This window comes from Paenibacillus rhizosphaerae (genome assembly GCF_014192015.1).
Taxonomy (GTDB): domain Bacteria; phylum Bacillota; class Bacilli; order Paenibacillales; family Paenibacillaceae; genus Paenibacillus_AQ; species Paenibacillus_AQ rhizosphaerae.
This window is the reverse complement of sequence record NZ_JACHXJ010000005.1, coordinates 98,625-122,948: the sequence shown is the minus strand read 5'-3', so window position 1 is coordinate 122,948 and position 24,324 is coordinate 98,625. Positions and strand designations below refer to the sequence as shown.

The 24,324-nt window shown below is 52.7% G+C and carries 26 protein-coding genes and 2 pseudogenes; 12 read left to right on the top strand and 16 right to left on the bottom strand.

The window, feature by feature from the left end:
- Positions 1–50: 50 nt before the first annotated feature.
- From FHS19_RS25995 to FHS19_RS35375, 5 genes are all read right to left on the bottom strand, one after another.
- Positions 51–1,529 carry a protein adenylyltransferase SelO gene (locus FHS19_RS25995; protein WP_183584700.1) on the bottom strand — a complete coding sequence of 493 codons (1,479 nt, stop codon included), beginning with the start codon at positions 1,527–1,529 and terminating at the stop codon, positions 51–53.
- 304 nt (positions 1,530–1,833) lie between these two features.
- Complete coding sequence (locus tag FHS19_RS25990) at positions 1,834–2,043, bottom strand: twin-arginine translocase TatA/TatE family subunit (RefSeq protein WP_076172284.1); 210 nt, start codon at positions 2,041–2,043, stop codon at positions 1,834–1,836.
- A gap of 65 nt (positions 2,044–2,108) precedes the next feature.
- Complete coding sequence (locus FHS19_RS25985; RefSeq protein ID WP_183584699.1) at positions 2,109–2,669, bottom strand: RidA family protein; 561 nt, start codon at positions 2,667–2,669, stop codon at positions 2,109–2,111.
- 26 nt (positions 2,670–2,695) lie between these two features.
- Complete coding sequence (locus tag FHS19_RS35380; RefSeq protein ID WP_281382589.1) at positions 2,696–3,253, bottom strand: flavin monoamine oxidase family protein; 558 nt, start codon at positions 3,251–3,253, stop codon at positions 2,696–2,698.
- Positions 3,195–4,298, bottom strand: a complete 1,104-nt coding sequence (locus FHS19_RS35375) for a flavin monoamine oxidase family protein (protein ID WP_312887336.1) — start codon at positions 4,296–4,298, stop codon at positions 3,195–3,197. Before FHS19_RS35375 ends, FHS19_RS35380 begins: the two co-directional genes overlap by 59 nt.
- A gap of 370 nt (positions 4,299–4,668) precedes the next feature.
- Between FHS19_RS35375 and FHS19_RS25975 the strand changes: the two genes are divergently transcribed.
- A complete protein-coding gene (locus FHS19_RS25975; RefSeq protein ID WP_183584698.1) occupies positions 4,669–4,920 on the top strand; it encodes a MerR family transcriptional regulator in 252 nt (83 codons plus the stop codon).
- Between the two features lie 32 nt (positions 4,921–4,952).
- On the top strand, positions 4,953–5,723 hold the full coding sequence (tatC, locus tag FHS19_RS25970; protein WP_183584697.1) for a twin-arginine translocase subunit TatC: 771 nt from the start codon (positions 4,953–4,955) through the stop codon (positions 5,721–5,723).
- A gap of 151 nt (positions 5,724–5,874) precedes the next feature.
- Here tatC and FHS19_RS25965 read toward each other — a convergent pair whose 3' ends face one another.
- The 4 genes and pseudogenes from FHS19_RS25965 to FHS19_RS35075 form a co-directional block, all read right to left on the bottom strand.
- Positions 5,875–6,909 carry an SMI1/KNR4 family protein gene (locus tag FHS19_RS25965; protein WP_183584696.1) on the bottom strand — a complete coding sequence of 345 codons (1,035 nt, stop codon included), beginning with the start codon at positions 6,907–6,909 and terminating at the stop codon, positions 5,875–5,877.
- A gap of 286 nt (positions 6,910–7,195) precedes the next feature.
- On the bottom strand, positions 7,196–7,696 hold the full coding sequence (locus FHS19_RS25960) for a DinB family protein (RefSeq protein ID WP_183584695.1): 501 nt from the start codon (positions 7,694–7,696) through the stop codon (positions 7,196–7,198).
- 208 nt (positions 7,697–7,904) lie between these two features.
- Positions 7,905–8,694: pseudogene (locus tag FHS19_RS35080) on the bottom strand (TerD family protein); the annotation flags it as partial.
- Positions 8,693–8,980 (bottom strand): annotated as a pseudogene (locus FHS19_RS35075) (ankyrin repeat domain-containing protein); the annotation flags it as partial. The pseudogenes FHS19_RS35075 and FHS19_RS35080, both read right to left, overlap by 2 nt.
- Positions 8,981–9,122: 142 nt before the next feature.
- Between FHS19_RS35075 and FHS19_RS25940 the strand changes: the two are divergent.
- On the top strand, positions 9,123–9,503 hold the full coding sequence (locus FHS19_RS25940) for a hypothetical protein (protein ID WP_246426829.1): 381 nt from the start codon (positions 9,123–9,125) through the stop codon (positions 9,501–9,503).
- A 195-nt stretch (positions 9,504–9,698) separates the two neighbouring features.
- On the opposite strand, the gene mqo is transcribed toward FHS19_RS25940, so the two are convergent.
- Together mqo and FHS19_RS25930 are read right to left on the bottom strand one after the other, a co-directional pair.
- Positions 9,699–11,207, bottom strand: coding sequence for a malate dehydrogenase (quinone) (gene mqo / locus FHS19_RS25935; RefSeq protein ID WP_183584692.1), 1,509 nt, complete (start codon positions 11,205–11,207; stop codon positions 9,699–9,701).
- Between the two features lie 233 nt (positions 11,208–11,440).
- Positions 11,441–12,010, bottom strand: a complete 570-nt coding sequence (locus FHS19_RS25930) for a cysteine hydrolase family protein (RefSeq protein ID WP_183584691.1) — start codon at positions 12,008–12,010, stop codon at positions 11,441–11,443.
- A 187-nt stretch (positions 12,011–12,197) separates the two neighbouring features.
- Here FHS19_RS25930 and FHS19_RS25925 point away from each other — a divergent pair, with 187 nt between their 5' ends.
- A complete protein-coding gene (locus FHS19_RS25925; RefSeq protein ID WP_183584690.1) occupies positions 12,198–12,689 on the top strand; it encodes a pyridoxamine 5'-phosphate oxidase family protein in 492 nt (163 codons plus the stop codon).
- A gap of 82 nt (positions 12,690–12,771) precedes the next feature.
- Here FHS19_RS25925 and FHS19_RS25920 read toward each other — a convergent pair whose 3' ends face one another.
- Positions 12,772–13,125: a winged helix-turn-helix transcriptional regulator gene (locus FHS19_RS25920; RefSeq protein ID WP_183584689.1), complete on the bottom strand. Its 354-nt coding sequence runs from the start codon at positions 13,123–13,125 to the stop codon at positions 12,772–12,774.
- A gap of 119 nt (positions 13,126–13,244) precedes the next feature.
- On the opposite strand from FHS19_RS25920, the gene FHS19_RS25915 reads away from it, so the two are divergent.
- Complete coding sequence (locus FHS19_RS25915) at positions 13,245–13,664, top strand: YybH family protein (protein WP_183584688.1); 420 nt, start codon at positions 13,245–13,247, stop codon at positions 13,662–13,664.
- A 108-nt stretch (positions 13,665–13,772) separates the two neighbouring features.
- Positions 13,773–14,129: a hypothetical protein gene (locus FHS19_RS25910; protein ID WP_183584687.1), complete on the top strand. Its 357-nt coding sequence runs from the start codon at positions 13,773–13,775 to the stop codon at positions 14,127–14,129.
- Positions 14,130–14,260: 131 nt separating this feature from the next.
- Here the strand turns inward: FHS19_RS25910 and FHS19_RS25905 are convergent, their stop codons facing one another.
- Entirely contained in the window at positions 14,261–14,851 is a 591-nt protein-coding gene (locus tag FHS19_RS25905; RefSeq protein WP_183584686.1) for a TetR/AcrR family transcriptional regulator, read from the bottom strand.
- A 197-nt stretch (positions 14,852–15,048) separates the two neighbouring features.
- Here FHS19_RS25905 and FHS19_RS25900 point away from each other — a divergent pair, with 197 nt between their 5' ends.
- From FHS19_RS25900 to FHS19_RS25880, 5 genes are all read left to right on the top strand, one after another.
- On the top strand, positions 15,049–15,792 hold the full coding sequence (locus FHS19_RS25900) for an SDR family oxidoreductase (RefSeq protein WP_183584685.1): 744 nt from the start codon (positions 15,049–15,051) through the stop codon (positions 15,790–15,792).
- Positions 15,793–15,964: 172 nt separating this feature from the next.
- On the top strand, positions 15,965–17,062 hold the full coding sequence (locus FHS19_RS25895) for an iron-siderophore ABC transporter substrate-binding protein (protein WP_183584684.1): 1,098 nt from the start codon (positions 15,965–15,967) through the stop codon (positions 17,060–17,062).
- Positions 17,055–18,095 carry a FecCD family ABC transporter permease gene (locus FHS19_RS25890; protein ID WP_183584683.1) on the top strand — a complete coding sequence of 347 codons (1,041 nt, stop codon included), beginning with the start codon at positions 17,055–17,057 and terminating at the stop codon, positions 18,093–18,095. The genes FHS19_RS25895 and FHS19_RS25890 overlap by 8 nt, the downstream gene beginning before the upstream one ends.
- Positions 18,092–19,123 (top strand): FecCD family ABC transporter permease, encoded by a 1,032-nt coding sequence (locus FHS19_RS25885; protein WP_183584682.1) that lies wholly within the window; start codon positions 18,092–18,094, stop codon positions 19,121–19,123. The genes FHS19_RS25890 and FHS19_RS25885 overlap by 4 nt, the downstream gene beginning before the upstream one ends.
- Positions 19,123–19,935, top strand: coding sequence for an ABC transporter ATP-binding protein (locus FHS19_RS25880; protein ID WP_183584681.1), 813 nt, complete (start codon positions 19,123–19,125; stop codon positions 19,933–19,935). The genes FHS19_RS25885 and FHS19_RS25880 overlap by 1 nt, the downstream gene beginning before the upstream one ends.
- Positions 19,936–20,197: 262 nt before the next feature.
- Here FHS19_RS25880 and FHS19_RS25875 read toward each other — a convergent pair whose 3' ends face one another.
- On the bottom strand, positions 20,198–21,337 hold the full coding sequence (locus tag FHS19_RS25875) for a 5-methyltetrahydropteroyltriglutamate--homocysteine S-methyltransferase (RefSeq protein WP_183584680.1): 1,140 nt from the start codon (positions 21,335–21,337) through the stop codon (positions 20,198–20,200).
- Positions 21,338–21,582: 245 nt separating this feature from the next.
- Here FHS19_RS25875 and FHS19_RS25870 point away from each other — a divergent pair, with 245 nt between their 5' ends.
- Positions 21,583–22,860: an MFS transporter gene (locus FHS19_RS25870; protein ID WP_183584679.1), complete on the top strand. Its 1,278-nt coding sequence runs from the start codon at positions 21,583–21,585 to the stop codon at positions 22,858–22,860.
- 130 nt (positions 22,861–22,990) lie between these two features.
- On the opposite strand, the gene FHS19_RS25865 is transcribed toward FHS19_RS25870, so the two are convergent.
- Positions 22,991–23,653, bottom strand: coding sequence for a nitroreductase family protein (locus tag FHS19_RS25865; RefSeq protein ID WP_183584678.1), 663 nt, complete (start codon positions 23,651–23,653; stop codon positions 22,991–22,993).
- Positions 23,654–23,786: 133 nt separating this feature from the next.
- Entirely contained in the window at positions 23,787–24,191 is a 405-nt protein-coding gene (locus FHS19_RS25860) for an RrF2 family transcriptional regulator (RefSeq protein WP_183584677.1), read from the bottom strand.
- Between the last annotated feature and the right edge of the window lie 133 nt (positions 24,192–24,324).

Genomic DNA, 24,324 nt, shown 5'->3' with positions numbered 1-24,324 from the left:
AAAGGACCAGCTTCTTCGCTGGTCCTTTTTAACTTATTCATGATCTTATATCAGGTTCCGCAGTAAGTCCGATAACGACACGACGATTCCGGTACAACAGCAAACTCGGCCTGTTCCGGTGTATGTGCGTATGGATTGGCCAGAACCTGCAGCAGCTGGTGCATCACTTCGTAATCGTCGTCCTGCTCTGCGGCCTCCAGCGCCTCCTCCACCCGGTGGTTCCGCGGAATGACCGCCGGATTGCTGTCCCGCATCAATTGATGCGCAGCCTCTTTGGTTTCGGGCTGCCGGTCAAGCCTTGCCTGCCAGCGCGAATGCCAGGCCTCGAAGTCTTCGATGCCATGGAGTGGCGTTCCCTCCAACCGGTCAAACGTTAAAGCAAGAAACGTATTGGTGTAGTCGGCGCGATGCGTCTTCATGAGCCCCAAGAGCTCTTCGATGAGCGCCTCGTCCTCCGGTTCTTCATGGAAGAGCCCAAGCTTCGCCCGCATCCCTGCAAGCCAGTATTCATTAAACAGTCCGGCAAAAGTCCCAACCGCGTTCTCCGCCAATTTAAGGGCCTGCTCCTCGTCCTCATGCAGCAGCGGCAGCAGGGCTTCCGCCAGTCTGGCGAGATTCCAGGCGCCGATGTACGGCTGGTTGCCGTAGGCGTAGCGGCCTTGCGAGTCGATGGAGCTGAACACGGTAGCCGGATCGTAGGTGTCCATGAAGGCGCAAGGACCGTAGTCGATCGTTTCGCCGCTGAGGGTCATGTTGTCCGTATTCATGACGCCGTGGACGAATCCGACCAGCTGCCATTTGGCGATCAGGGACGCTTGGCGCTTGATCACTTCCTGCAGCAGGACAAGGTAGCGGTTCTCACCGGAAGCAAGGTCAGCATCCGGATAATGCCTCTGCAGGGTGTAATCGGCCAAAGCCTGCAGGTCATCCGTCGTACCCGCCCCCCGCGCAAACTGAAACGTGCCGACGCGGATATGGCTGGCCGCCACGCGGGTCAAAATCGCACCCGGCAGCTCTTCCTCCCGGGTAATCGCCTGGCCGGTGGACGTCACCGCCAGGCTGCGGGTCGTCGGAATGCCAAGGCCATGCATGGCCTCGCTGATAATGTATTCACGCAGCATCGGCCCCAGGGCCGCCCGTCCGTCACCACCACGGGAGTATGGCGTTCGGCCCGCTCCTTTGAGCTGAATATCCACTCGCTTGCCCTGCGGCGTAACCTGCTCGCCCAGCAGAACCGCCCGCCCGTCGCCCAGCATCGTAAAATGTCCGAATTGATGACCGGCGTATGCTTGAGCGAGTGGCTGCGCCCCTTCCGGAACGCGGTTTCCCGCCAGTTCCGCAGCCCCCTCAGCGCTCATGAGCGCCTGAGCGTTTAAACCGAGCGACGCGGCCAGCGGCTCATTCAATGCCACGATCTTCGGCGAGCGCACCGGCACTGGGTCCTGCCGGGTATAAAACAGATCCGGCAGGCCGGCGTAGCTATTGTCTAAATGCCATCCCGCCTCCAGCTTTCCTTGTGTATCTGTCATAAAGGTCTCCTTTTTTAATCCTAATGAAATCATCTTCGCATGATGGCAGCCTGTTTGTCCTAAGGCCAAGAACGGTTCCACTGACTCATATCCTGTGCCGTATCTAATTAATTATGCGGCCCAGAACTTCAGCGGCCAAACTATGCCTGGTTCTTCCATTATAAAAGAACATGGCGGTGGATACCATGATGCGGTTCGGCCGGTTCAACGCAAACAGCCCCGCCATTCGCGTTGAATGACGGGGCTGACTATAAAGGGTGGCTGTTGTTCGGAAAAGACGGCGGATATTTTTGTCCTACCCATTTTATCCTTTGATTTTAATGATACCGGACTCTCGCTCCCGCTCTTTGTCTTCTTCTTTGTCCTCACCGACCAGATCTCTGGCGGACGACTTGAATTCAGAGAGCGTGCGCCCCACGGCACGGCCCAGCTCCGGCAGCTTGGAGGGTCCGAACAAAATCAGCACGACGACCAGGATCATCATCAACCCGGCGAATCCTACGTTTTGAAACATAGCAATCAGCTCCTTCTCATTTGTCATGGAAAACGTTCCGCCTTAGCGATATCAGTATGCCTGCCTTACTTCTTCTTGGAATCCGGCTTCACGGCCACCGCTTCGATCTCGATCAGCCAGTCGGAGCTCACCAGGCTCGCCACGCCCAACGTGGAGCGGGCAGGCTTGACCGGATTGGCCTCGGTATTGAAGAACTGCGCATAGGCATCGAACCATCCCGTATAGTCAAACGTGCCGCCCTTCTGGGCGTCAGGGGCGATGTACACCCGCAGGTACACAACGTCCTTTAGGCCTAGGCCCTGCTCCTTCAGCTGCTTCTCGATTTCCTTTAAAATGCCGATGCCCTGCGTTTTCGTATCCCCGTAGCGTTCATAGACCGTCTTGCCGTCCTTGTTCAGCACCGGCGGGACGGTACCGCTCGTGAACAGGTACGATGCGCCTTCAGGAACGACCACGCCGCTGGATATGGACGACGACGGGCTGCCGTAAAATACAGGCGCCGGCGCCGCCTTGGCCGGCTTGGCGGGATTCGCCGGGGGATGAGCGGCGCTGTCGGCATAAGCGGTGACGCTGACCGTGCCAAGCAGCACCGCCATCAGCAGCGCCGTTTTCGTTTTTTTCATCATAAGACCAGCCCCTTCTAGATATGGATTTATGATTTCATCACACGCTGATGGATATCGGTGACCACCTCGCGGGCGGACTCGATCGCTCCAGCCTGCCATGCTGTAATGTAGCTGATATGCTCACCGGCCAGGTATATCCGGTTGTCGGGTTTGCAAAGGGTCGGGTAGTGCGTTTTGCGGTCGTTTGCCGAGTAAGAAACCCAGCCGCCTTCTTGATACTTGACCGTTTTCCAGTTGATCGAATAGGAGGATTCGAACTCTTTCGGATACTGCGGATGGATTTTGGCTCCTTGTGCCAGCGCCAGCTTCTCCCGCTCCGCGTACGACATGGCGCCGAGCTTGTCGGCAACCCCGCCATAGGCATAGTAGCCGAGCAGGACTCCCTTTTTCCCGAAATAATCGGTCGGCGGGTAATAGATCTGCGTAATGTCCATATTCGTCAAGCTGCTGCCCCCGTACAGATGCTCATCCTCTTCCCAGAAGCGGCGCTTGAACTGCAGCCCGATCTTCCCGGCCGAGGCATAGTTAATGCTCTGAATCGCCTTGGACATTTCGGGAGAAAAATCGGCGGGAATCTTCTTCAAGACGGAAAGCGGAATGGTACAAATGCAGTAATCCCCTTTGATTTCCTGCTCCCGGCCGGATGCCATGTCGGTGTACACGATTCACACCCGACGAGGACTGGCGGATCTCCTTGACCTCGGCCCGGAATTTGATCCGATTGCCAATCCGCTTCTCGAACGCCTTGGCGATGGCATCCATCCCTCCGATCGGGTGGAACATCATCATCTGCTGATCGTATTCGTACTCATTGCTGAAGTACTTGCCGAAGCCGGAGTTGATGATCGACTTCAGGTCGAACGGATCGCGGAGCACCCCGGCATCAAGCCGGCTTCCCGGCTCATCCTTATAACCGCCGCGCGCCGAGCCTTTGTAGAATAAATCGGGGTTCAGATCCCCCTCCACCTTTAAGTAATCGACCAGCTTCATCTTCTCTTCAGCCGTGAGCGGAAGATCGAGCGCGTTCTGATCGACCGCCTTGGCGAGCATTTCCGCGACGTAGCCGCGCACGTCCGCTTTGGCGGCCCGCTTCGGCACCTTCTGACCGGATAAAGCGCCCACGCTTTCGTTATAGTAATAGCCGCTTTCGTTCACGTTGTTGAACGGTTCGATCGCAACGCCGAATTTCCGGCAGTACTCCAAGGTGACATGGAACTGCGGAATGCGCATCGGGCCGGCATTGAAATACAAGCCCTTATCGAAACGGGACGTTTGGGTACCCGAACCGATCTCCGCCTCTGACGTGCCGCCGCGGATGGTCCAGCAACGGCCGCCAGACCGGCTTTTTGCCTCGAGAATCGTGCAGTCGTACCCCGCCAATCCCAGTTCGTACGCCGCCGTCATGCCGGCGATCCCGGCGCCGAGAATAATGATCTTTTTGCCGCTCCGTCCGCTTAAGTGCAGATCATTCGGACCCGGCGGCTCGTATTCGGCGGCCTTCATCGTCTCCGGCGACAGCAATCCCATCGTTCCCATCAGGCTGAAGACGGCAACGGATCCCCCTACTTTGCCGACGGTCGACAGAAATTGTCTGCGGGTCATCTCTTTTGGCTGCTCCTTAATGGTCACCTCGATCACTCCTTCGCTAGTGGAATGGAACCTCTGAGGCGATCTTAGCAAAGAAACTTGATCATCGGTGATTTTGTGTAAGGATTTCTTACACATTTTTTTATTTTTAAAAAATCGATTGCATTTTCAAAGGGTTTTCCTTAAAATCATGTCATAATTCCTTCCACAGAAATCCGTGGGTGTGTCTCTTCTCTTCGATTTATCTTCTTTTTGTATAGATTGAACTAAAGTTTTGTATGGAACTTCAGGTTATAGCGACCCAATAGAGTCCTATACCATTCATTTCTTTAGTTCATTCTATATTGGTTTCAATCCCGCCTATTTCTGCAATGGCTCGGGGTTAACTATACTTGCACAGGAGGTAAGAAGCATGGAGAGCAAGGTGATGAGCATTGGGGTCGTCTGCGAGCTGACCGGCTTGTCGGAACGCCAAATCCGTTATTACGAGGAACGAAAACTGATCTTCCCGGAGCGGACGAAAGGAGGTAACCGCCGATATTCTTTTGAAGACGTGAAGACCATTCAGGACATTCATCAAAAAATGCAGGAGGGATTTAATACGCTGGAGCTGAAGGAAATGAAAAAATCGAAAAAGCCGCGATGCACGCCGGTTTTCCGGTAACGGATATGACTTGGGAGGAGTGACATTCGCCTATGGAAGCGAAAAATACGATGACCCTGCTTGGCCATATCGCCGAGCTTCGAAAACGGATCCTTCGGATCGCCGCCGTATTCATCGTCAGTATGGCAGCCGGCCTGTTTGCTGCCCCTCATATCCTGACGCTGCTGCGGACGCATTCCCCGCTCCAGGTCGCATGGAACGTCTTCTCACCATGGGATGGACTGCGGATCTATATGAGCATTGCCGTGGTACTTTCCCTGCTGCCGACCATCCCCTTTGGTATGTACCAGATTTGGCGGTTTGTCAGCCAGGGACTCAAGCCTGGCGAGCAAAAGGCGGCGGTCCGCTACATTCCGTTCTCCGCATCATGTTTTCTGGTGGGCGTGGCCTTTGCCTATTTCGTCGTCTTTCCGATGAGCCTGCGTTTTACAGCCGGCATCAACCGTCAGATCGGCCTTGTGGAGACCTATGGGGTTTCCCAGTACTTCGGGTTTATGTTCAATATTATGATCCCGCTGGCCATCGCCTTCGAGCTGCCGGTCATCGTCATGTTTCTGACCCGGATCGGAATCTTAAGTCCGTCGATTCTAAAAGGGATGAGGCGTTACGCCTACGTTATTCTGGTTGCCGTGGCCGCGCTCATCTCGCCGCCTGATCTCGTTTCTCATCTCATGGTCGCCATTCCGCTCATCGCCTTGTACGAAATCAGCGCCTGGCTGGCCGGCTGGGTCCATCGCAAGAAGCTGCGCGCGAAGGAGGCTTTGGAGCTGGCAGGCGCGGATGGTTCCTATTCGGCAACCTAAAGTGCGGAAATGAAGAGTTCCACTCCTATGAACGTAAAAAAGGAAGCTGTCTCCCCTGCGAGGGAACAGCTTCCTCATGATTTTTTGACGCCGATATTGCTGGGATTTCATCCCCGCTCACGCGTTCATGACGGTTTTTTTGTCACTGGTCCTAGGCGTTAACTAGTCCGCGCACAAAGGCTTCGAAATCCGGCGCAAGCCGGGTGATCTTACGCCCATTCGCCTGATCCACATGCACAACCTCAGGCTCTCCGTCGTTACCGGCGCCGCGGTAATCCAGCATGACCACGCCAGAATCTTGCGGGCAGTCGCAAATGACGACGCCGAACTCCGGATAGCCTCCGTTCTCGATAATGGACCGGCTGCCGGAGGCGCCGCAGAGCGACTTGGCCTTGTCCCGGCCGATCCCGAGCATGCCGTTAATCCGGACCCCGCTTGACGTTCCATCTGCGGCTTCACCCAGCGGGAAGTACCGGCTGCGGGGAATGCCCCCGTTATGTATTTTCATCATCTGCACATAAAACGCCGGCAGCTTGAACACCAGTTCCTCCTGGACGGAATCGATCAGATCATCCGTAGGCGGAGCCGAAACATATGATTCCGAATCGGGATCGGCGTCGTTCCAGAAGTTGTTGATATCGAAACCGGTATTTGGCGAGCTAGGCGGCACGTCCAAATTGGCTTCGCCCGATGGGACAGCATTCACGGAAGCCACAGCCGCCACGGCATCGCCCGTTTCTTCGGTTTCTCCGGCTTCATCCGGATCGCTGTCTTCCGCCGAATCGCCGGAATCGTCGGAGTCCAAATCTTCTTCCGTCTCTTCCTCGAATTCCCCGGCCTTCTTGGCACGGATCCATTCCAGGAACTCGAGGGTATCCTCATCCCCCGGCTCCAGCTCATCGGCACGGGTAAACTCCCGCTCGGCGTCATCATACTGCTCCAGGTAATAGTAGGCCAGTCCAATCCGGTAATGCCAGAGCGGATCCTCCGTCCCTTCCTCGGCAACGGTCAGAAACTGCTGCATTGCCTCCTCGTAGCGCTCCAGATTGTTCAGTGCCCGGCCTAAATGGCCGATCAGCTCATAATTCCGCTCCTCAGCGGGAATTTCCGTTACGGCCCCTACGATGCGTTCGTATTCATCCTCTTCATGCCATGTCTCCAGCTGTTCCAACAGATCCTCGCTCATCCTCATTCCCCCTGCGATATACTCTTGCTGTGATTATAGCATTTTCCGAAGGCGGTTCTCCAGGCCGCATCCCCGATGGAAACCCCATCATGATGGAATCATCGATCGCATTGAATATTTGATCCAAGAGGCTAACCTCTGGTGCAGTGCTAACCTTCGGGATTTTCCTGGTCGCGTTATTGACTTAAATCGATAAACGAAAAGTAACCCACTCTTAAGGTTGTCACCTAAGTGGGTTACTTTTCACGGTCATGCAAGATCCTAGGGAACATAGCGCCCAATGATTTTACAGCGGCGGCTGCTGTACCCCCAGCTTCACCCATCCTTCCTTCGATGGCCCGTAGACAGCCGGTATGCCCAGTCCCGCTTGACGCATCAGAACCGTCGCCTGACCCCGATGATGTGCAATGTGCTTGATCAGCCCCATCAGGATGGAGGCATTGGATTCCATTCGTCCAAATGCGTTCTTTACCTTGCTAAGGGATTCATCGGTCCACTGCTCTTCCAGTGCCTTGGCGGCTGCCGAGCTGATTGCCCGGAAGGTATCCGCAATTTCCTGAGCGGAGGGGACTTCACTTTGATTTGCGACCTTATCCATCGCGAGGCCGAATTCGTTCAAATAGTCGGGGATATTCGAGACAAAATGCCAGGCGATCCTGCCCAAAGTACGTCCTTCCGGATAGACCTGCTGCCCCAGCGATTCATCCGTCAGCGCGTCCAGAACCCCCTGTGTCAATTCGGCTTCCTTGTTCCATTCCTGAATAAAATCTTGAACCGTCACATACATAACATTTTCCTCCTTTTTATGGTTACAGCTTCTTACGACCAGCCTCTGCTTCCTTTCGGCCTTTCATACGTCCATCTTAGCCCATATTGGTGACAGGGTTTGTCATAGTTATGGACTTTATCAAGAAAAAAATCAGGAACGCAAACAACCGACTTATGATCGCCATGCGTCGGTTGTTTTGGTATATCGGGCTATCACTTTGCCGTATCTACACCATATATTCCGCCATAATTTTCTCGATATCGTAAGGAGTCACCCCTTGCTCCACGGAAAATACCGCATCGGCCTGCCCTGGTGTTTCGGTCATCTCCCCGCGGGCCTTGGCATGGAGCGTGAACAAATCGTACAGGTCCGGTTTCCGCAAGGTCGTCATCGCTTTACCCATCAGGACCATCCCTTTTTGGTTCCCCTCGACGTTGTTGTAGTTACGGATGACGGGTCAAAGACAGATCCGTCCAGATCACCGTGCGTTCCACCAGATCCAAGATCACGGGGATGGCAATCTGCGTATCGGCGGTGACGTCGATTTTGTTCGCGACCGTACCAGGCTCGAAAATTTCGCCGGATCCGGGCTTCTTACGCATCATCCAGCCCGTGAAGCACTCCGGTAAATCGCAATACGCCTGGCTTGTGAACGAATGCAGCGTCGCCACAATATACCGTCCGCCATAATCGACGATGGAAGGAATGTACAGGTCGATAAACTCGGACGCGCCTTGAGGGGCCGAAACGATATCTCCGCTGTGCACAGCCCGATACTTGGACGACCGCAGGTTCGTATACGAAATATGCTCCACATACTGCCAGTCGCGGTCGTACATTACGGCGGACAGGTCGATATCCACGCGGCCCGTCGGCTTGCCGTCCACCAAGCCCTCTTTCCACCAGCTGAAGAAACGGATCGTGTCCCCTTCCTCCATCGGCACCCGGCTTCCCCGCACGATCGTATGCAGCGCTTTGCTGGCGGAGCGCCCGGAGAACGGCACATGGTAGCTTTCGTACCATCTCTTCCTTCCCGTAACGAACAGCTCGCAAAAAAGCCGGACTCTGTGTGTTATTGAGATTGACGCCGTGCTCCACCAGCAGCTTAACTACCTCCAGCCGCCCTGCGATCAAAGCGAGATCAAGCGGGCTGAATGCGGCGTTTCGGCTAAGCGCGATGTCCTCCTCTATATCCCAGCCTGCTCAAAGAGCATCCTGCAAAGCCGGAATATTCCCTTGGTAGATATGCATCGCGATGTCTGGCAGCTCCTCGAATTTCCCGATATCTTTCAATTGAATCATGGTTTCCTCTCCCCTGCCCGGATATCAAACATTCAAAATTTTATTTGTAAATTCGTAGACGGATCCCCTGTACTCCATTAAGCTTAAAGTAGGTCACTTGGGGTGATTTACCTGCATGATATTAAAAATGGAAGCGGGGTGCATGCCATTGCCGACAATTGTCATGATCATCATCATCTTCTCGTTACTCACCGCGACACTGACACTCACATTTGCCATCAAAACGGTAACCAGCCAGCGTAAAGGGCTGCTGCAGCGAAAAGCCATCCTCACAAGCGGTACATCCGCGCAAGCTGTTATCAATTCCATTCAGCAAACGAACGCGCAGCTTGATAATCAACCGGAGGTCCTGCTTGATCTGACCGTCACCAAGCCGGATGGCGAATCTCATCATACTATCGTCAAAACGTTTATCCCGATCGTGAATATTCCCTCCTTTCAGAAAGGCTGCGTCGTTGAAGTGAAGTATATGACGATCGCAGGCGAGCCAAAGTTTGAAGTCGTCGGTGCTTACGTACCTTGAGCGGTAACCGCAAATGAAAAACGGCCTTCATCCCTTGAAGTTCAGGGTGAAAGCCGTTTTATTTAAGATTATAGAATTTATAAATTTCAGCGAAGCTGAACCATTCTATAATCGCAAGAAAAACTTCAGTTAAACGCGGTCTGTCTTCTTTGAAGGTACGTCGATAGACGTTTTTCTTATCATATATCGCTATATTTACATCACGTTGGCCGAATGCAATCCACGGTTGAGACCGAGCGTCCGTTCCGTCGATGTATGAATTTCGCGGATCAGTCCCGGATTTTTCATCAAAGGCGCGCCGTACGACGGAATCATTTCCCGAATCTTCGGCTCCCACGCCTTCGCATGTTGAGGGAAGCACTTCTCGATGACCTCGAGCATGACGGAAACGGCTGTTGAGGCCCCCGGAGAAGCCCCGAGCAAAGCGGCGATGGATCCGTCCCCGGCGGTAACGACTTCCGTACCGAACTGAAGCGTGCCTTTGCCGCCAGCTTCCGTATCTTTGATGACCTGCACGCGCTGCCCCGCCACCAGCATATCCCAATCCTCGATCTTGGCGTTCGGAATGAACTCACGCAGCTCTTCCATACGTTTTTCCTTCGACAGCATCACCTGCTGGATCAGGTACTTGGTCAGCGATAGGTTCTTGGCGCCTGCGGCCAGCATCGTGAGCACGTTGTTCGGCTTGACCGAACCTAGCAAATCGAACATGGAACCGGTCTTCAGAAACTTTGGCGAAAAGCCCGCAAACGGTCCGAAGAGCAGCGACTTCTGATTGTCGATAAACCGGGTGTCCAGATGCGGTACCGACATCGGCGGCGCACCTACTTTAGCCTTGCCGTACACCTTGGCATGGTGCTGCGCTACCACTTCCGGATTGTTGCACACCATAAAGAGTCCGCTGATCGGGAATCCGCCGATATGCTTTCCTTCCGGGATGCCGGTTTTCTGAAGGAGCGGAAGGCTTCCGCCGCCACCGCCGATAAAGACGAACTTCGCCGTATGGCGTTCGACGCTGCCGCTGCTCAAATTGCGTATTTTCAATTCCCACGCGCCATCGCTGGTGCGTTTGATATCGTCCACACTGTGCTTATAATGGATACCGACGTTTTTGCTCTTCAAGTGCTCAAACAGCATACGCGTTAAAGCGCCAAAGTTGACGTCCGTTCCCGAGTCCATTTTGGTGGCCGCGATCGGTTCATCCGAGGTCCGGTCCTTCATAATGAGCGGAATCCATTCCATCAATTTTTTCGGATCATCGGAGAATTCCATCCCTTGAAACAGCGGGTTTTTGGACATCGTCTCAAAACGCTTCTTCAAAAATGCTACGTCTTCTTTCCCCTGCACCATACTCATATGGGGAAGCGGCATAATAAAGTCCTGAGGATTGCGAATCAAATTACTTTTAACAAGATAAGACCAAAACTGCATGGAAACCTGAAATTGCTCGTTGACGCTAATCGCTTTGCTGATATCTATAGATCCATCCGGTTTCACGGATGTGTAGTTCAGCTCGCACAGGGCGGCATGCCCCGTTCCTGCGTTGTTCCATTCGTTAGAGCTTTCCTCGCCCGGGCTTGCCAGCTTTTCAAACACTGTAATTTTCCAGTTCGGTACTAATTCTTTCAACAGTGTCCCCAAAGTCGCACTCATGATTCCGGCACCAATTAAGATAACGTCTGTATCGGTTTGTCTGTTGCTCATAATTACCGTCCTTACACGCTAGTATTTGAAGAAAAGATGTAGGCGCTCTCAAGAGGCAAGCCAGAGTGCGACCCGGTTATCCACCTTTTCTGATGAATGATTACTTAATTTATAGTATAGCACTATTCTCTGGAGTGTTAAATGATTGTCGTGCGAACAACTCGGAAAAACAAAAAAAACCAAAACCGTCGCCCGGATACATACCGGGATGATGGCTTTGGTCTGGTTAAGTCCTATTCTAAAGATTTTACCCATTCCTCTGCGGTAAGCACATCAGCTTGCTTGGGAAAGACCTTCTCCGTCAAGACGCGATGAACCTCAGGGTCAGCATCGATGCAGGCGTCGGAAAGCACCACAAGGGCAAAGTCCTTATCCGCCGCTTCCCGCAGCGTTGACAGCACGACTCCACTCGTCGCAATTCCGCTGAGTATGAGCGTGTCAATCCGGTTCGCTCGCAGGATGACTTCCAGGTCGCTCCCCGCAAACGCACTCACCCGAACCTTGGTTACAACCGGCTCGTCCGGCCGGGGCTTGACCGATTCGTGAATTTCCATCATACCTTCCATAGGCGCGGATCCGGTCCGGCTGGGCATGCCCCCGAACAATTTGTTTCTAGGGCTGATCTCGGGATAACCCGGGCGAAAGGCAACCCGTACGTAAATCACGGGAATCTCATGACTTCTGGCGGCTTCGATGGCCGTTTGAAACGGCTGCAGCGCCTTCTCGTCGTTCGCGTACCGCGGCACGATGCTGTTCTGCATGTCCATGACCAACAGGGCGCTTCTACTCTCTGGATTCTGCATAGGGTTCTAGGCTCCTTTATAGGTGAATTCGGCGGGTTGGGAAAAAACGATATGTATATATTGGAGTATAGGCCTATGCATAAGGGAATTCAAATCAGGGTTGATTCAACCCAAAAATCTCTTGGTTTGGCGGAGTATAAATGAGTGTAATACTAATGTAAATACACACTAGGAAAAGGTGAACAAAATGACAAATCCGACCACGGACAACCAAGAAGCAATCGAGAAAGTACGCGAATTGATCAAAGGCATTGATACGGCCATGCTGACGACCGTCTCGGAAGAAGGACTGGTTTCACGTCCCATGAAGACCCAGGACATCGAATTCGACGGCGACCTGTGGTTCCTAACCAAGAAAGATACCGAAAAGTTCCATGAGCTGCTGCAAAACCGGCAGGTCAACGTGGCTTATGCGGGCAAGTCCTTCGTCTCCATCCGCGGTGAAGCCGAGCTGGTCAACAGCACCGAAAAACTGAAGGAATTGTGGAACCCCGTTTACGAGCAGCTGCTGGAAACGAACTATGACGATCCGAACCTCGTTCTCATCAAGGTGCAAGCCGAAGCGGCCGAGTACTGGGATGCAGGCAACAAGTTCAAAATGGCCAAGTTCCTGTTCCGCAGGCTGATGGGCAAAAGCGGCGAAGGCACGAATATGAATCGAACTGTGGAATTGGATTAGGATAAAAAACGGGCACCGGTTGAAAAACCAGCGTCCGTTTTTATTTTCAGATCACAATGCACATACTTCGATATGATTCGACTCAGCTTGACGGATCACCAGCCGCCTCGCGTTTTTGCTGTGAAATATAGTGCTCTCCCACTCTCATGATCTGTTCCAAAATGGGCTCCAAACGTTGGCCGAATTCCGTCAGCGAGTATTCGACTTTCGGCGGCACGGTCAAAAATGCATTTCGCTGTACGATGCCGCCCTCTTCCAACTCCCGCAGCTGTGTCGTCAGCACATGCCGGGAAACGCCGGGAATTCGCCGGTGAAGCTCGCCAAAACGGCAGGTTTGCTGAAGCAGCTCGTGGATAATCTTCGGTTTCCATTTTCCGTTGATCAGCTGCAGTCCCACATCTACCGGACAACCAAATGTTCCATCCTGATAAGGCATCTTTTCCTCCCGCTGGTCAGGTTTTGATGACAAAGTCATCTATTTCTGCGTACTTCAATACCGGTGAAGGTTCGTATAAGCTACCTGTATATCTCCATTATACGAAAAGAGGCGATCTTATGAAGCTACCCGCAAATATCCGCCCGGTCATGCGTCCGGAAGACATGAATGAAGCTTTTGCCGAGGCCTTCAACTCCGGCGATATCCACGCTCTGCTTTCGTTATACGAACCAAACAGCATTTTGATGAACCCGGCCGGCCGGCTTGACCAAGGGATCGAAAGAATCCGCGGAACGCTCGATGATCTGCTGCAGCTGCAGGGCCGCATGAAATCCAGGAACATTTACTGCATCCCATTCGAAAATATCGCCTTGCTGCGTGCGCATTTCATCCTTCATACCCAGGATGGGAACGGCAATCCGGTACAGGTTGAAGGACATACGTCCGAAGTGATACGACGACAAACCGACGGAAGCTGGCGGTACATCATAGACCACCCTTCGGGCTCCGATCTACTGGAACGGATACGCCAAGGCTAATGTTTCGCAGGAGGTTATGCCCACTCGGAGCTGCCAGGCTGCCGGTGCCGTGTCTAAGTTCGTCCTCTATGAATATGGTGTAGAAACATTTCAGCAGAGGGTGAGAGCATGTTCCAATTGAGCGGAATTGTAGGCGGGAAAACGCCGGTCAAAGTAGGGCCGCGGCAGACGCTGCTGCTGCAGCAAATCGTCATCCGGGTGAAAAACGGAAGAAAGCTGGTGTTGAAAAACCTCAACTTCTTATTCAATAATGAAGCCTTTGCGATTAAAATCGAGGCCCAGCCATCTCCGGGAAAGTATGTCGCCCGGGGGGGTGCCGGGGATTTAACGCCAAACAAGGTGTTATTCGACAATAACACCGGCGAAGATCAAATCATTTTCCTCTTGGTCAGCGCCGTGAATACCTCGAGAAGTTCCAAAGAACTCAGCCGCTCGGACAGCTGGCGTATGACCCTCAAGCGATGATACTGGTTCTCGATGAATACCGTTTAAAAAACCAGAATTCAGCCCTTTCCGGCATTGACCGGGAGGGGCTTTTGCTTATTCCAGGCAAAGCCCACAAACCAACCCATATCCCAAAACGGGATCTTTTTACTTTAAACCACACAATAAATGTCGTGGCGTTTGAGCAGCTTCATGGCTTGCTCCGCCATCATTGCTGGCGGGTGCGGCATCTGGTTCGCAATCCACCACTCTACCGTTCCGACAAATGCTGAAGCCGTAAACTGAAGCGTGACTTCCGGATCCATGCCTTGGTTGGCTCCCTCCATATCGATCTGTTTCTGGATCAAGGTCCTCGTAATTCCCAGCATACAATCGCGAAATGCTACCGTTTTATGACTGGACAGCATGGAAGAGAAAAACAGAAAATGATCCTCGAAATAAGCGAACAGCGATTTCAGTGCTTCCGTTGCCTCAAATAGATCCGTTACTTTTTGCTGAAAGGACTTGTTGAGCGAGCAAGCCGTAACCATTTGATTCAAATGATCTTCGATGCATTTGTCAAGCAGATCGTATTTATCTGCATAATGAAGATACACCGTTGCCCGGTTGACGTTTGCCCGTTCGGCAATATCGTTTATGGTAATCCGATCGAACGCCTTCTCTGCGAACAGCTCCAGGAACGCCCGATTAATAGCTTCCTTCGTTCTTGTAACGCGCCGGTCTTTTTTGACTTTAGCCTCCACGGGTCGGTTACCTCCCTACAGTTAGTCGACAATTTGGGTATATGTGTCGCGTATCATACGGATCCTCGCCTTTTAACGATTGAATCCATGCCTTATCTCTCTATAATATTAATCAACGGACGTTAAATATACAACAAATGTAGTGCAATGCTGTCGACAGCACGAAACATTAAATTAATATTGGGAGACGATGACCCATGGAAAATATAAAATCGAAAGTAATCATTTTGACCGGAGCGACCGGTGGAATCGGTGAAGCTACTGCGAAACTGCTCGCCCAAAACGGAGCCAAGCTCGTATTGGCTGCGAGAAGGGAAGATCGGCTGCAATCTCTTGCCGACGATATCTTAAAGAGCGGCGGAGAAGCGATCTTCCTGCCGACCGATGTGAGCTCAGCGAATGGGATGCAGGAATTGGCACAGGCGGCACTGCAAAAATACGGGCGGATCGACGTGCTGGTCAATAATGCCGGAATTATGCCCAATTCCTGGCTGAACGAATTGAAGATTGATGATTGGGGCCGCATGATCGACGTGAACATCAAGGGGGTATTGTACGGCATCGCCGCGGTTTTGCCAGCGATGAGGGAGCAGCAAGCGGGGCATATTATCAACATTTCTTCGCTTATGGGGCACAAGGTTGTTCCGGTAACAGCCGTGTACAGCGCCACCAAGCATGCCGTACGGGCGATCACCGAAGGCCTGCGTCAGGAAGAATCACCGACTTCCCGCATCCGGACCACCAATATCTCTCCAGGGATGGTGGCGACGGAAACGGCGATCAGCGTTCTTCCGCCTGAGTACCAAGATGCCGTGGCGCCAGGGAGCGGGATGGCACTTTCACCGGACAGCGTCGCCAGAGCCGTTGTCTATTCCATCAACGAACCTGATGATACCGCTATAAACGAAATCACGATCCGGCCTACCTTACAAGAAATCTGAAAACGGACTGTCCTCCGCATGCCATGCATGTCAGAGGGCAGTCTTTTTTTGTTTTCCATTTACAAATTTTTCATTGACAACCCGCTGAACCAACTATATATTGTATGACAATGATAATCATTATCATATCGGAATGCTCATGATATATCTTATAACAAGGAAGGGTCTGTACATGAATACAAAACGAAGGTTCTCATTAACCACATTAGTAGTCTCGCTGGTGCTTATACTGGCGCTTGTTGGCTGCTCGAGTCAGCCATCCGGTTCATCCTCTTCATCCACAGCAACTGAGGGTGATTCCGCAAACACCGAAACGGCCACATCCGAAACCACGGCTTCTCAAGATGCAGATACGCAGTATCCGATCGTGATCAAGCATGCTTTTGGAGAAACCAAGATTGAGAAGAAGCCTGAGCGGGTCGTCACGATTCAATGGGCGAATCATGATGTGGCGCTCGCGCTCGGCGTTGTTCCTGTAGGCTTCTCGGCGGCGAATTACGGCGTTCAGGATGACAGCGGACTGCTGCCTTGGACGGCCAAAAAGCTTAAGGAACTCGGCGTATCCGATCCTAATGTGTTCCAAGATACGGACGGCCTTGACTTTGAGGCGATTTCCGATGCCAACCCGGATGTCATTCTCGCGGCTTACTCCGGGATTACGCAGGAAGACTACGATATTCTGAGCCAAATCGCTCCGGTTGCAGCCTATCCGACTGCTCCTTGGCTGACCACATGGCGCGAGCAGGTCCTGTTGAACGCGGAAGGCATGGGCATGAAAGCAGAGGGCGAACAGCTCATTAAGGACACCGAGAACCTGATTAAGGAAAAGGCGAACGAACATCCACAAATTAAAGGCAAAAAAGTGGTTTGGGTCAATTTCTCGGCGAAAGATATGTCCAAATTACATATTTATACCCCTGCTGACCCTCGCGGCTCATTTCTAGAGGAGCTGGGACTGGTTTATCCGGAAAGTGTAACCAAACAGATCACCGATCCGAATAACTATTCCATGAATTTAAGTGCCGAGAACGCCGACATGCTGAACGATGCCGACATCTTGATCGGATACGGCGGCGACGACTTATACCAAGCCGTGAAAAAGGATCCGCTGCTCGGCAAAATCCTGGCGATCCAGAGAGGTTCCGTCGTATTTATCGGGGACGGTACGCCGCTGGCCGCTTCCGGCAACCCAAACCCGCTCTCGATCGAGTATACGATTGATGAATACCTGAAATTAATCGACGGAGCCATTAGCAAAATCAATGAATAAATCTTCGGCTTTAACAAAAGAGAGGCAAAACCCGCATACTCCCAGGCATCTTACGACGGTGCTGATCCTTTGCTTTGTCCTGCTGGGCGTATGCATGGTCGCCTCCTTAGTCTTAGGCTCCCGGCTGGTGAGCTTCCATGAGCTGATCGACGGATTATTTCACCACGATGTCGACTCCTACGGGGCAAACGTCGTTCGCAAGAGAATTTCCCGCACCGTGTTCAGTATATTCTGCGGTGCGGCGCTCGGCGTTTCCGGTGCCCTGATGCAATCGGTCACACGCAACCCGATCGCCGATCCGAGCATCCTGGGTGTGAACACAGGGGCGTCCTTGTTTGTCGTTTGCGGCATTGCGTTCTTGAACATCAGTACGGCCAACCAATATATTTGGCTGGCTTTGGCCGGGGCCGCAATTACGGCGGTGTTCGTATTTGGAATCGGCTCCATGGGGCGCGGCGGAGCCACGCCCATCAAGCTTGTTCTGGCCGGGGCGGCTACCAGTGCCGCCCTTTCTTCCCTGGTCACCGCCATCATGATCCCACGATCTGATGTGATGGATCAGTTCCGGTTTTGGCAAGTGGGCAGCGTCGGTTCGGCGAACTGGAGCGCGATTGCTACCTTTGTCCCTTTTCTGATCGTCGGCATTCTGACGGCTGTCATAACGGCTCCGGCCCTGAATGCGCTGGCCTTGGGTGACGAAGTAGCGACCGGCCAGGGTGTTCGGACCGGAACGCTGAGGCTTGTTGCGGCGCTTGCAGGGGTCCTCCTGTGCGGCGCAGCGACCGCGCTGGCGGGCCCGATCGGTTTTGTTGGACTGCTAGCCACTCACGTCATCCGCCTGATTCTTGGCCCCGACTTGCGTTTTGTTATACCAATGGCGGCGGTATCGGGAGCGATCATTCTGACGGTGTCCGATGTGTGCGGCCGGCTGATCGGCAGCCCCGGAGAGCTGGAAGTCGGCGTCGTTACCGCGTTTATCGGCGCTCCCATTCTCATCATTTTAGCGATGAAATCGAAAGTGCGTTCATTATGACAAATCATACGATCGAATTTATTATGGCAGGCAGACGTCAACGACACCGCCGATGGATCCTTGTAACCAGTCTCCTTGCGGCTCTTGCATGCATGCTTTGCTGCGCCATGCTTTTACTGGGGAGTACCATTTATCCGGTTCAGGATGTCATCCGTGCCCTGTCCGGAGAGCATCTCAAAGGCGTATATTTCGCAGTAAATACAATCCGTTTACCGAGAATGCTGGCCGGGCTGTTCGCCGGATTCGCTTTCGGTATTGCCGGGTACACCTTCCAAACGATGCTGCGCAACCCCCTGGCGAACCCGAACGTCATCGGGATTACTTCGGGGTCCAGCGCTGCGGCCGTCTTTTGCATTATTTTACTTCATTCCAGCGGGGCCGTCGTTTCCGTTGCTTCCGTCATTGCCGGTCTGGCAACGGTGCTGTTGATTTATGTTTTATCCAGAGGCAGATCATTTTCAGTCGGGCGCTTGATCCTGGTCGGCATAGGCATACAGGCCATGCTTGACGCCGTGATATCCTATCTGCTGCTCGTCAGCGCACAGCAGGATATTCCCGCCGCCCTGCGGTGGCTCACCGGCAGCCTCAACGGCTCGCAAATGCGCGAGCTGCCGCCCCTGATCATAACGGTTATAATTTTTGCACCGATCGTGATCGTGCTGGGCAAACATCTGAACATGTTGGAACTCGGAGAACAATCGGCTTCCTCTCTCGGCGTGGACACGGATAAGACCAGAGTTGCGCTCATTGTGAGCTCCGTCTGCATGATTGCGATTGCGACCGCTACCACGGGTCCCATCGCCTTTGTCTCCTTCCTTTCGGGACCGATCGCGAAAAGATTGGTCGGCGTCGGCTTCTCCAACATCATTCCGGCGGGTCTGGTTGGTGTGAATTTGGTTTTGGCGGCAGATCTCATCGGACAATTTGCTTTTGAGTACCGATTCCCTGTGGGTATCATCACCGGGCTGCTCGGAGCGCCGTATTTGATCTTCTTGCTTATCCGAATGAATCGAAAGGGAGAATTATAATGAAACCGACACATGTTTTTGAGGCCGAACAACTCGTAGCGGGCTATGATCATAAAACGGTGATTCAAGGCGTCAGCCTGGTGATCCCAAGCAATAAAATCAGCGTCATTATCGGAGCCAACGGCTGTGGGAAGTCCACGCTGCTGAAAACCATGGCGAGGCTCATTAAGCCGTCATCCGGCAGCATTACGCTTGACAGTAAGCCCATCGGCAAATTTTCGCCGAAACACTTGGCAAGGGTCCTAGGTTTGCTGCCGCAATCGCCTATTGTGCCGGAGGGGATTTCAGTCGCGGATTTAGTGGGGCGTGGAAGATTTCCGCATCAATCCTGGCACACCGGATGGACCAAAAAGGACTATGAGGCCGTTGCCGAAGCCATGAGGATTATGGATATCACCGAACTAGCCAACCATCACATTGATGAGCTGTCAGGTGGCCAAAGGCAGCGGGTCTGGATTGCCATGGCGTTGGCGCAGCAAACCGATATTTTATTTCTGGATGAACCAACAACCTTTCTGGATATTACCTATCAAGTTGAGATCCTTGACCTGCTCACCGACCTAAACCGCAAATACGGAACGACGATTGTGATGGTTCTTCATGACATCAATTTGTCGGCCCGTTATGCAGACTATATTTTTGCGCTGTATAAAGGAGCGCTGATGGCAGAGGGTGAGCCATCCAGAGTGATCACCAGCACACTCGTTAAAGACATCTTCGGACTCGACTGCATGGTGATCGAAGACCCTGTATCGGGCTCTCCTTTGGTGGTACCTAAGGGGAGGCATCATGTGGGTCAAGTAGAACAGTGAATTAAGAAAAGCTTAGCTGCCTTCAGAATGCTAAAATCCAATTATGTATGAAAAAACAACCATTGACGACTTCTCATGTCATCTATGGTTGTTTTTGTGTTGGTGTATTACTTATCGATCAAGTTGGTTACTTTCAGCATTCTTTCGATCAATGCCGCAACCTCGGCACGCGTCATTTGCGCTTTCGGACTATGCACTCCCGTCCGGTTGTTATCCCCGTTCGTAAGGCTACTATTGTCGTCCATTCGATTTATATATATAGTTACTTCCAAATCTCTTCCGCGATTTCCTTAATAAAAGCAAGCTTGCGCCATTGCTGCTCCTCGGTCAGGTGGTTGCCTTCTTCCGTGGAAGCGAAGCCGCATTGCGGACTCAGGCAAATCCGGTTCAAATCGACGTACTTCGTCGCTTCCTCGATCCGTTTCAGAATGTCCGCTTTATTTTCCAGCTCACCGAATTTGGAAGAGAACAGACCCAGCACGACCTGCTGATTATCGTTCAGGAAGCGAAGCGGCTTGAAGTCGCCTGCCCGCTCGGTATCGAATTCCAGATAGTAGCCGGAGTAGTTATCGATACCCAGGAGCGTTTGCGCGATCGGCTCGTAGCCTCCTCCAACTCCGGCGTAAGTCGATACATAATTACCGCGGCATACGTGCGTCGTGACGACGAGATCTTCCGGCAGACCAGATATCACTTCCTCATTCAATCTTGCAAATTCATTCGCATACTCCGCCACGTTGACGCCGGCCTGCTTCATGAACGCCATAAACTGTTCGTCGCACAGCGCTCCCCACGTGCAGTCGTCGATTTGGAGGCTGCGGCAGCCGGCTTCATAGAGTGCAAAGATCACTGCTTTGTAGGCTTTGACAATATCTGCAGCAAGCTCTTGCCGATTCGGATAAATGGCTAGCGTGCTCTCCTGATTTTCCGCCCGGTCCAGCTCGAACAGGAACTGCGCGGCCGCAGGAATGGATTGACGCGCAACGACGTCTTCGCCTGCTGCCTCTTTTAAAAACGCACAATGCGAAACAAACGGATGACTGCTGTAACTTACCTTACCCGTCAGGCGGGCGGTTTCAGGTCTGGACTGCGCACCGTTAAATTGGTAGCCCTGATCAATGATGGTCCGCTCTACGCCGCCAAAGCCCCAGAAGAAGTCCAGATGCCACCAGGAGCGGCGGAATTCGCCGTCGGTGACCGCTTGAAGGCCCACCTCTTTTTGCTTCTGCACAAGCTTGATGATTTCGGCGTTCTCCACTTCTCTCAGCTGCTCGGCGGTGATTTCACCGTTCTGGAATTGGGCTCTGGCTTCCTTCAAAGCTTGGGGGCGCAAAAAGCTGCCGATGATATCGTATCGAAACGGAGTAACAGTTCGCTTTGTAGGTTTGGTTTGTGTGCTCATCGGTTAATCTCCTCGGAAAATAATATTAAAATCACTATAGCATATCCCAATGGCTATAACGTTCTACTAAAAGGTTATAGCCTGTTATAGCTATTAACTATAGCAAACCTTCTTTTCCGGGAAGCCGCCGTACTTGCCCTCATCAGTCACTCTTCCTTCATTGTTAAAATCTTCAAGTTCCCGTATCCTTATTCTTGTTACAAGCATTTTGCGTCATGCACGTAGGAATGGAGACTATGACCCCCATGAAATCATCCTTCTTAACCCGGCCTTTCTATTTCCTGTGGACCACCCAAACGGCGGCGAACGCCGCGGATGTGCTCTACATTATGGCGCTTACAGTGCTGGTGTTAAACCAGACCGAATCACTCCTATCGGCTGCGTTTATGCCGCTGATGCGCAGCGGCGCCCAAATGCTGAGTGGCCTGATCGCACCGCTGCTGTTGAACCGCTTCAAACTGCCAGCCCTGCTGCTCCTTTCGCAGACGGGCCAGTTTCTGCTGTTCGTAGGCTTGGCCGTTTACCTGCAGCTTACCGGAAGGGACGCTGCGCTTGTTCTTGTGTTCGGGCTGGTTTTTGCCATGTCCTTCCTCGACGGATGGACGGTTCCCGCCCGCAACGCGCTTGTTCCGCGGCTGGTTGCTCATGAGCAGGGCCTGCTCAAGGCCAACAGCTTGATCAGCGTCAGCGACCAGGTAGTGCAGTTTGCCGGCTGGGGGCTCAGCGGTGTGATTGTCGCCCTGCTGGGGCCAAGCCCCACGCTGCTGGTGACGGCCGCCGTCTACGGGCTGGCAGCGGCCTTTACACTGGGCGTTAAGGAGCCGGCGGAAGCCCTTCTTGAACAACAGCCGACCGACGCGGCGCCTGACCACAGCATAGCGGCGGCCCCTTCTTCCAGATGGCATACCCTAACCGAAGGCTGGAAAATCATCTGGCAAATGCCGCGCCTGCGGCTGCTAACCTTCATGGACATCATCGACATGCTGGGCGGCTCGGTATGGGTCGGCGCCTTTACGCTGGCCTTCGTTCAGATCGCGCTCGGCCAAGGCGAAGAGTGGTGGGGCTTCATTAATGCGGCTTATTTTGCGGGGACGGTTGGCGGCGGACTACTGGTTCTGGCCATTTCACGCTCCATCGGCAGCACCCTTCTGGCCGCCATGCTGATCGGCATGGCGGGGTATGGCATCCTCACTGCGATATACGCCCTCAACACCCAGCCCTTTATCGCGCTCATTCTCGTGCTGCTGATGGGACCATTCGCCGAGCTCTCCATCATCAACCGCCGCACCTTGATTCAGCGAAGCGTAGACAAAGAAATGCTGCCGAAAGTGCTTTCCGCTCAAGCCTCCCTGCTGAACCTGGTGTTCTGCATTTCGCTGCTCGTTATGGCCGCCCTTGCCGAATGGCTCGGCATTGTGAATCTATACTTGTTAGCAGCAGTCCTAACGCTGCTTGCGCTGGGAGTCGGCCTGATCGGTCGCCAGGCTTTCCATAACGAGTCTACTCCCGGCGCAGGAATGTAAATTCCGCTAAAAAACCACTCCATGGCCAGGAGTGGTTTCTATCTTTAATATGCTGATGGAACGGTATCAACTGCATAGCCGGGGTGCAGTTCATATCCTCGGTTGTCCTTTTTCATACTTGAAGACGGTATTATTCCTTAGGCATTTCGTTGAAGTAAGCGATATCCTCAACCGGCAGTCTTAACGTCGGGTGTCCGGGATTTGCCGCCTTGCCGATGGCGATAAGCATAATAGGAGCGTATCTCTCGGGAATATCGAACGCTTCTGAAAATTTAGCCTGATCAAATCCGCCCATTGGGACCGTATCATAACCTTTGGCACGGGCGACAAGCATAAGCTGCATGGATACCAATCCACCGTCAATAGATACTTTTTGAAGAACAGTCTCCGGAGGCATGCTCGCGAACAACCCTTGATAGCGTTCCACGAACGATTTAGCCGTTTCTGCCGGCATGTACCCCGCATCGACCGCCATTCCGTAAATCTTCTCGGCCAATTTATAGCCTTCCAGATCTCCGAGTACCGCAATGACCGCCGAAGCCTCGATCACTTGCTGCTGATTGAAGGCAATCGGATACAGTTTTTGCTTCAATTCCTGCGAGTCGATGACGAGGAATCGCCACGGCTGCAGATTGGCGCCTGAAGGAGCCAGCGCAGCTTGCTGCAAGATTTCGTTCATTTCCTCCTGCGAAATTTTCACGTTGGGATCATAGCTGCGGACGGACCGCCGATCCTGAATAACGTTGAAAAATGGCTGCTCCTCCACCGTTTGGGACAATTGTGAAACGGACATGCTTCTCTCCTCCTCGTAATTACTGTGCTCACAACAGGCACAGTATATCTTAAAATAAAATGCAGTCGAATTAACAACTGCAACTTAACTGATCACAGTATATAACGTTCCGGCTCAAATTGCAATCCCGTAATTATTCTTGCATCAAATCGGCTAATGTATGCTGCTTGAGCAGTTCAACCGTTTGATTCTGCACTTCCCCCATAATCGCTTCAAGCTTTTGTTTGCCCGAAGCGCATTCCTCCTGAACCTCTTGTTCGCAGCAATCCGATTTTACAGCTAAATATATATCCGCCAGCGTAATTTCATCCGGACGGCGCTTCAGATAGTAACCCCCATTCCGTCCCTCTCTCGCTTCAACCATTCCGTTATGCGTGAGCTGTGCCAATACTCTGCGGAGGAATGTGGCATGGGTTTGGACATCGCAGGCAATGGCCGCGCTGTTAAGCGTTCCTTCGCATTTGGCAAGCAAGATCAGGGCATGAACGGCAATGGCGAAACGCGGCGGACCAATCTGGGCGCTCCGGTTAGATATCATATAAATCCCTCCTGTTTACAGTGTATCGCAATCTCATAACAAATTCTGCATCAAGCAATAATACTCTCTTTTATCATATCAGTTCTTTCCTCGAACATAAAACTCGCGATTAAGGAGTGGATGGTTTGCGGAA

What these genes read in the sequence shown, in the direction of transcription:
- FHS19_RS25880 (WP_183584681.1), top strand. Translation starts at nt 19,123, where the DNA reads ATGAAACCGACACATGTTTTTGAGGCCGAACAACTCGTAGCGGGCTAT.
- FHS19_RS25910 (WP_183584687.1), top strand. Translation starts at nt 13,773, where the DNA reads ATGTTCCAATTGAGCGGAATTGTAGGCGGGAAAACGCCGGTCAAAGTA.
- FHS19_RS25860 (WP_183584677.1), bottom strand. Translation starts at nt 24,191, where the DNA reads ATGATATCTAACCGGAGCGCCCAGATTGGTCCGCCGCGTTTCGCCATT.
- FHS19_RS25930 (WP_183584691.1), bottom strand. Translation starts at nt 12,010, where the DNA reads ATGCAGAATCCAGAGAGTAGAAGCGCCCTGTTGGTCATGGACATGCAG.
- FHS19_RS25890 (WP_183584683.1), top strand. Translation starts at nt 17,055, where the DNA reads ATGAATAAATCTTCGGCTTTAACAAAAGAGAGGCAAAACCCGCATACT.
- mqo (WP_183584692.1), bottom strand. Translation starts at nt 11,207, where the DNA reads ATGAGCAACAGACAAACCGATACAGACGTTATCTTAATTGGTGCCGGA.
- tatC (WP_183584697.1), top strand. Translation starts at nt 4,953, where the DNA reads ATGGAAGCGAAAAATACGATGACCCTGCTTGGCCATATCGCCGAGCTT.
- FHS19_RS25940 (WP_246426829.1), top strand. Translation starts at nt 9,123, where the DNA reads ATGCCATTGCCGACAATTGTCATGATCATCATCATCTTCTCGTTACTC.
- FHS19_RS25960 (WP_183584695.1), bottom strand. Translation starts at nt 7,696, where the DNA reads ATGTATGTGACGGTTCAAGATTTTATTCAGGAATGGAACAAGGAAGCC.
- FHS19_RS25900 (WP_183584685.1), top strand. Translation starts at nt 15,049, where the DNA reads ATGGAAAATATAAAATCGAAAGTAATCATTTTGACCGGAGCGACCGGT.
- FHS19_RS25995 (WP_183584700.1), bottom strand. Translation starts at nt 1,529, where the DNA reads ATGACAGATACACAAGGAAAGCTGGAGGCGGGATGGCATTTAGACAAT.
- FHS19_RS25875 (WP_183584680.1), bottom strand. Translation starts at nt 21,337, where the DNA reads ATGAGCACACAAACCAAACCTACAAAGCGAACTGTTACTCCGTTTCGA.
- FHS19_RS25990 (WP_076172284.1), bottom strand. Translation starts at nt 2,043, where the DNA reads ATGTTTCAAAACGTAGGATTCGCCGGGTTGATGATGATCCTGGTCGTC.
- FHS19_RS25920 (WP_183584689.1), bottom strand. Translation starts at nt 13,125, where the DNA reads ATGCCTTATCAGGATGGAACATTTGGTTGTCCGGTAGATGTGGGACTG.
- FHS19_RS25965 (WP_183584696.1), bottom strand. Translation starts at nt 6,909, where the DNA reads ATGAGCGAGGATCTGTTGGAACAGCTGGAGACATGGCATGAAGAGGAT.
- FHS19_RS25975 (WP_183584698.1), top strand. Translation starts at nt 4,669, where the DNA reads ATGGAGAGCAAGGTGATGAGCATTGGGGTCGTCTGCGAGCTGACCGGC.
- FHS19_RS25925 (WP_183584690.1), top strand. Translation starts at nt 12,198, where the DNA reads ATGACAAATCCGACCACGGACAACCAAGAAGCAATCGAGAAAGTACGC.
- FHS19_RS25895 (WP_183584684.1), top strand. Translation starts at nt 15,965, where the DNA reads ATGAATACAAAACGAAGGTTCTCATTAACCACATTAGTAGTCTCGCTG.
- FHS19_RS25870 (WP_183584679.1), top strand. Translation starts at nt 21,583, where the DNA reads ATGAAATCATCCTTCTTAACCCGGCCTTTCTATTTCCTGTGGACCACC.
- FHS19_RS25865 (WP_183584678.1), bottom strand. Translation starts at nt 23,653, where the DNA reads ATGTCCGTTTCACAATTGTCCCAAACGGTGGAGGAGCAGCCATTTTTC.
- FHS19_RS25915 (WP_183584688.1), top strand. Translation starts at nt 13,245, where the DNA reads ATGAAGCTACCCGCAAATATCCGCCCGGTCATGCGTCCGGAAGACATG.
- FHS19_RS25985 (WP_183584699.1), bottom strand. Translation starts at nt 2,669, where the DNA reads ATGATGAAAAAAACGAAAACGGCGCTGCTGATGGCGGTGCTGCTTGGC.
- FHS19_RS25885 (WP_183584682.1), top strand. Translation starts at nt 18,092, where the DNA reads ATGACAAATCATACGATCGAATTTATTATGGCAGGCAGACGTCAACGA.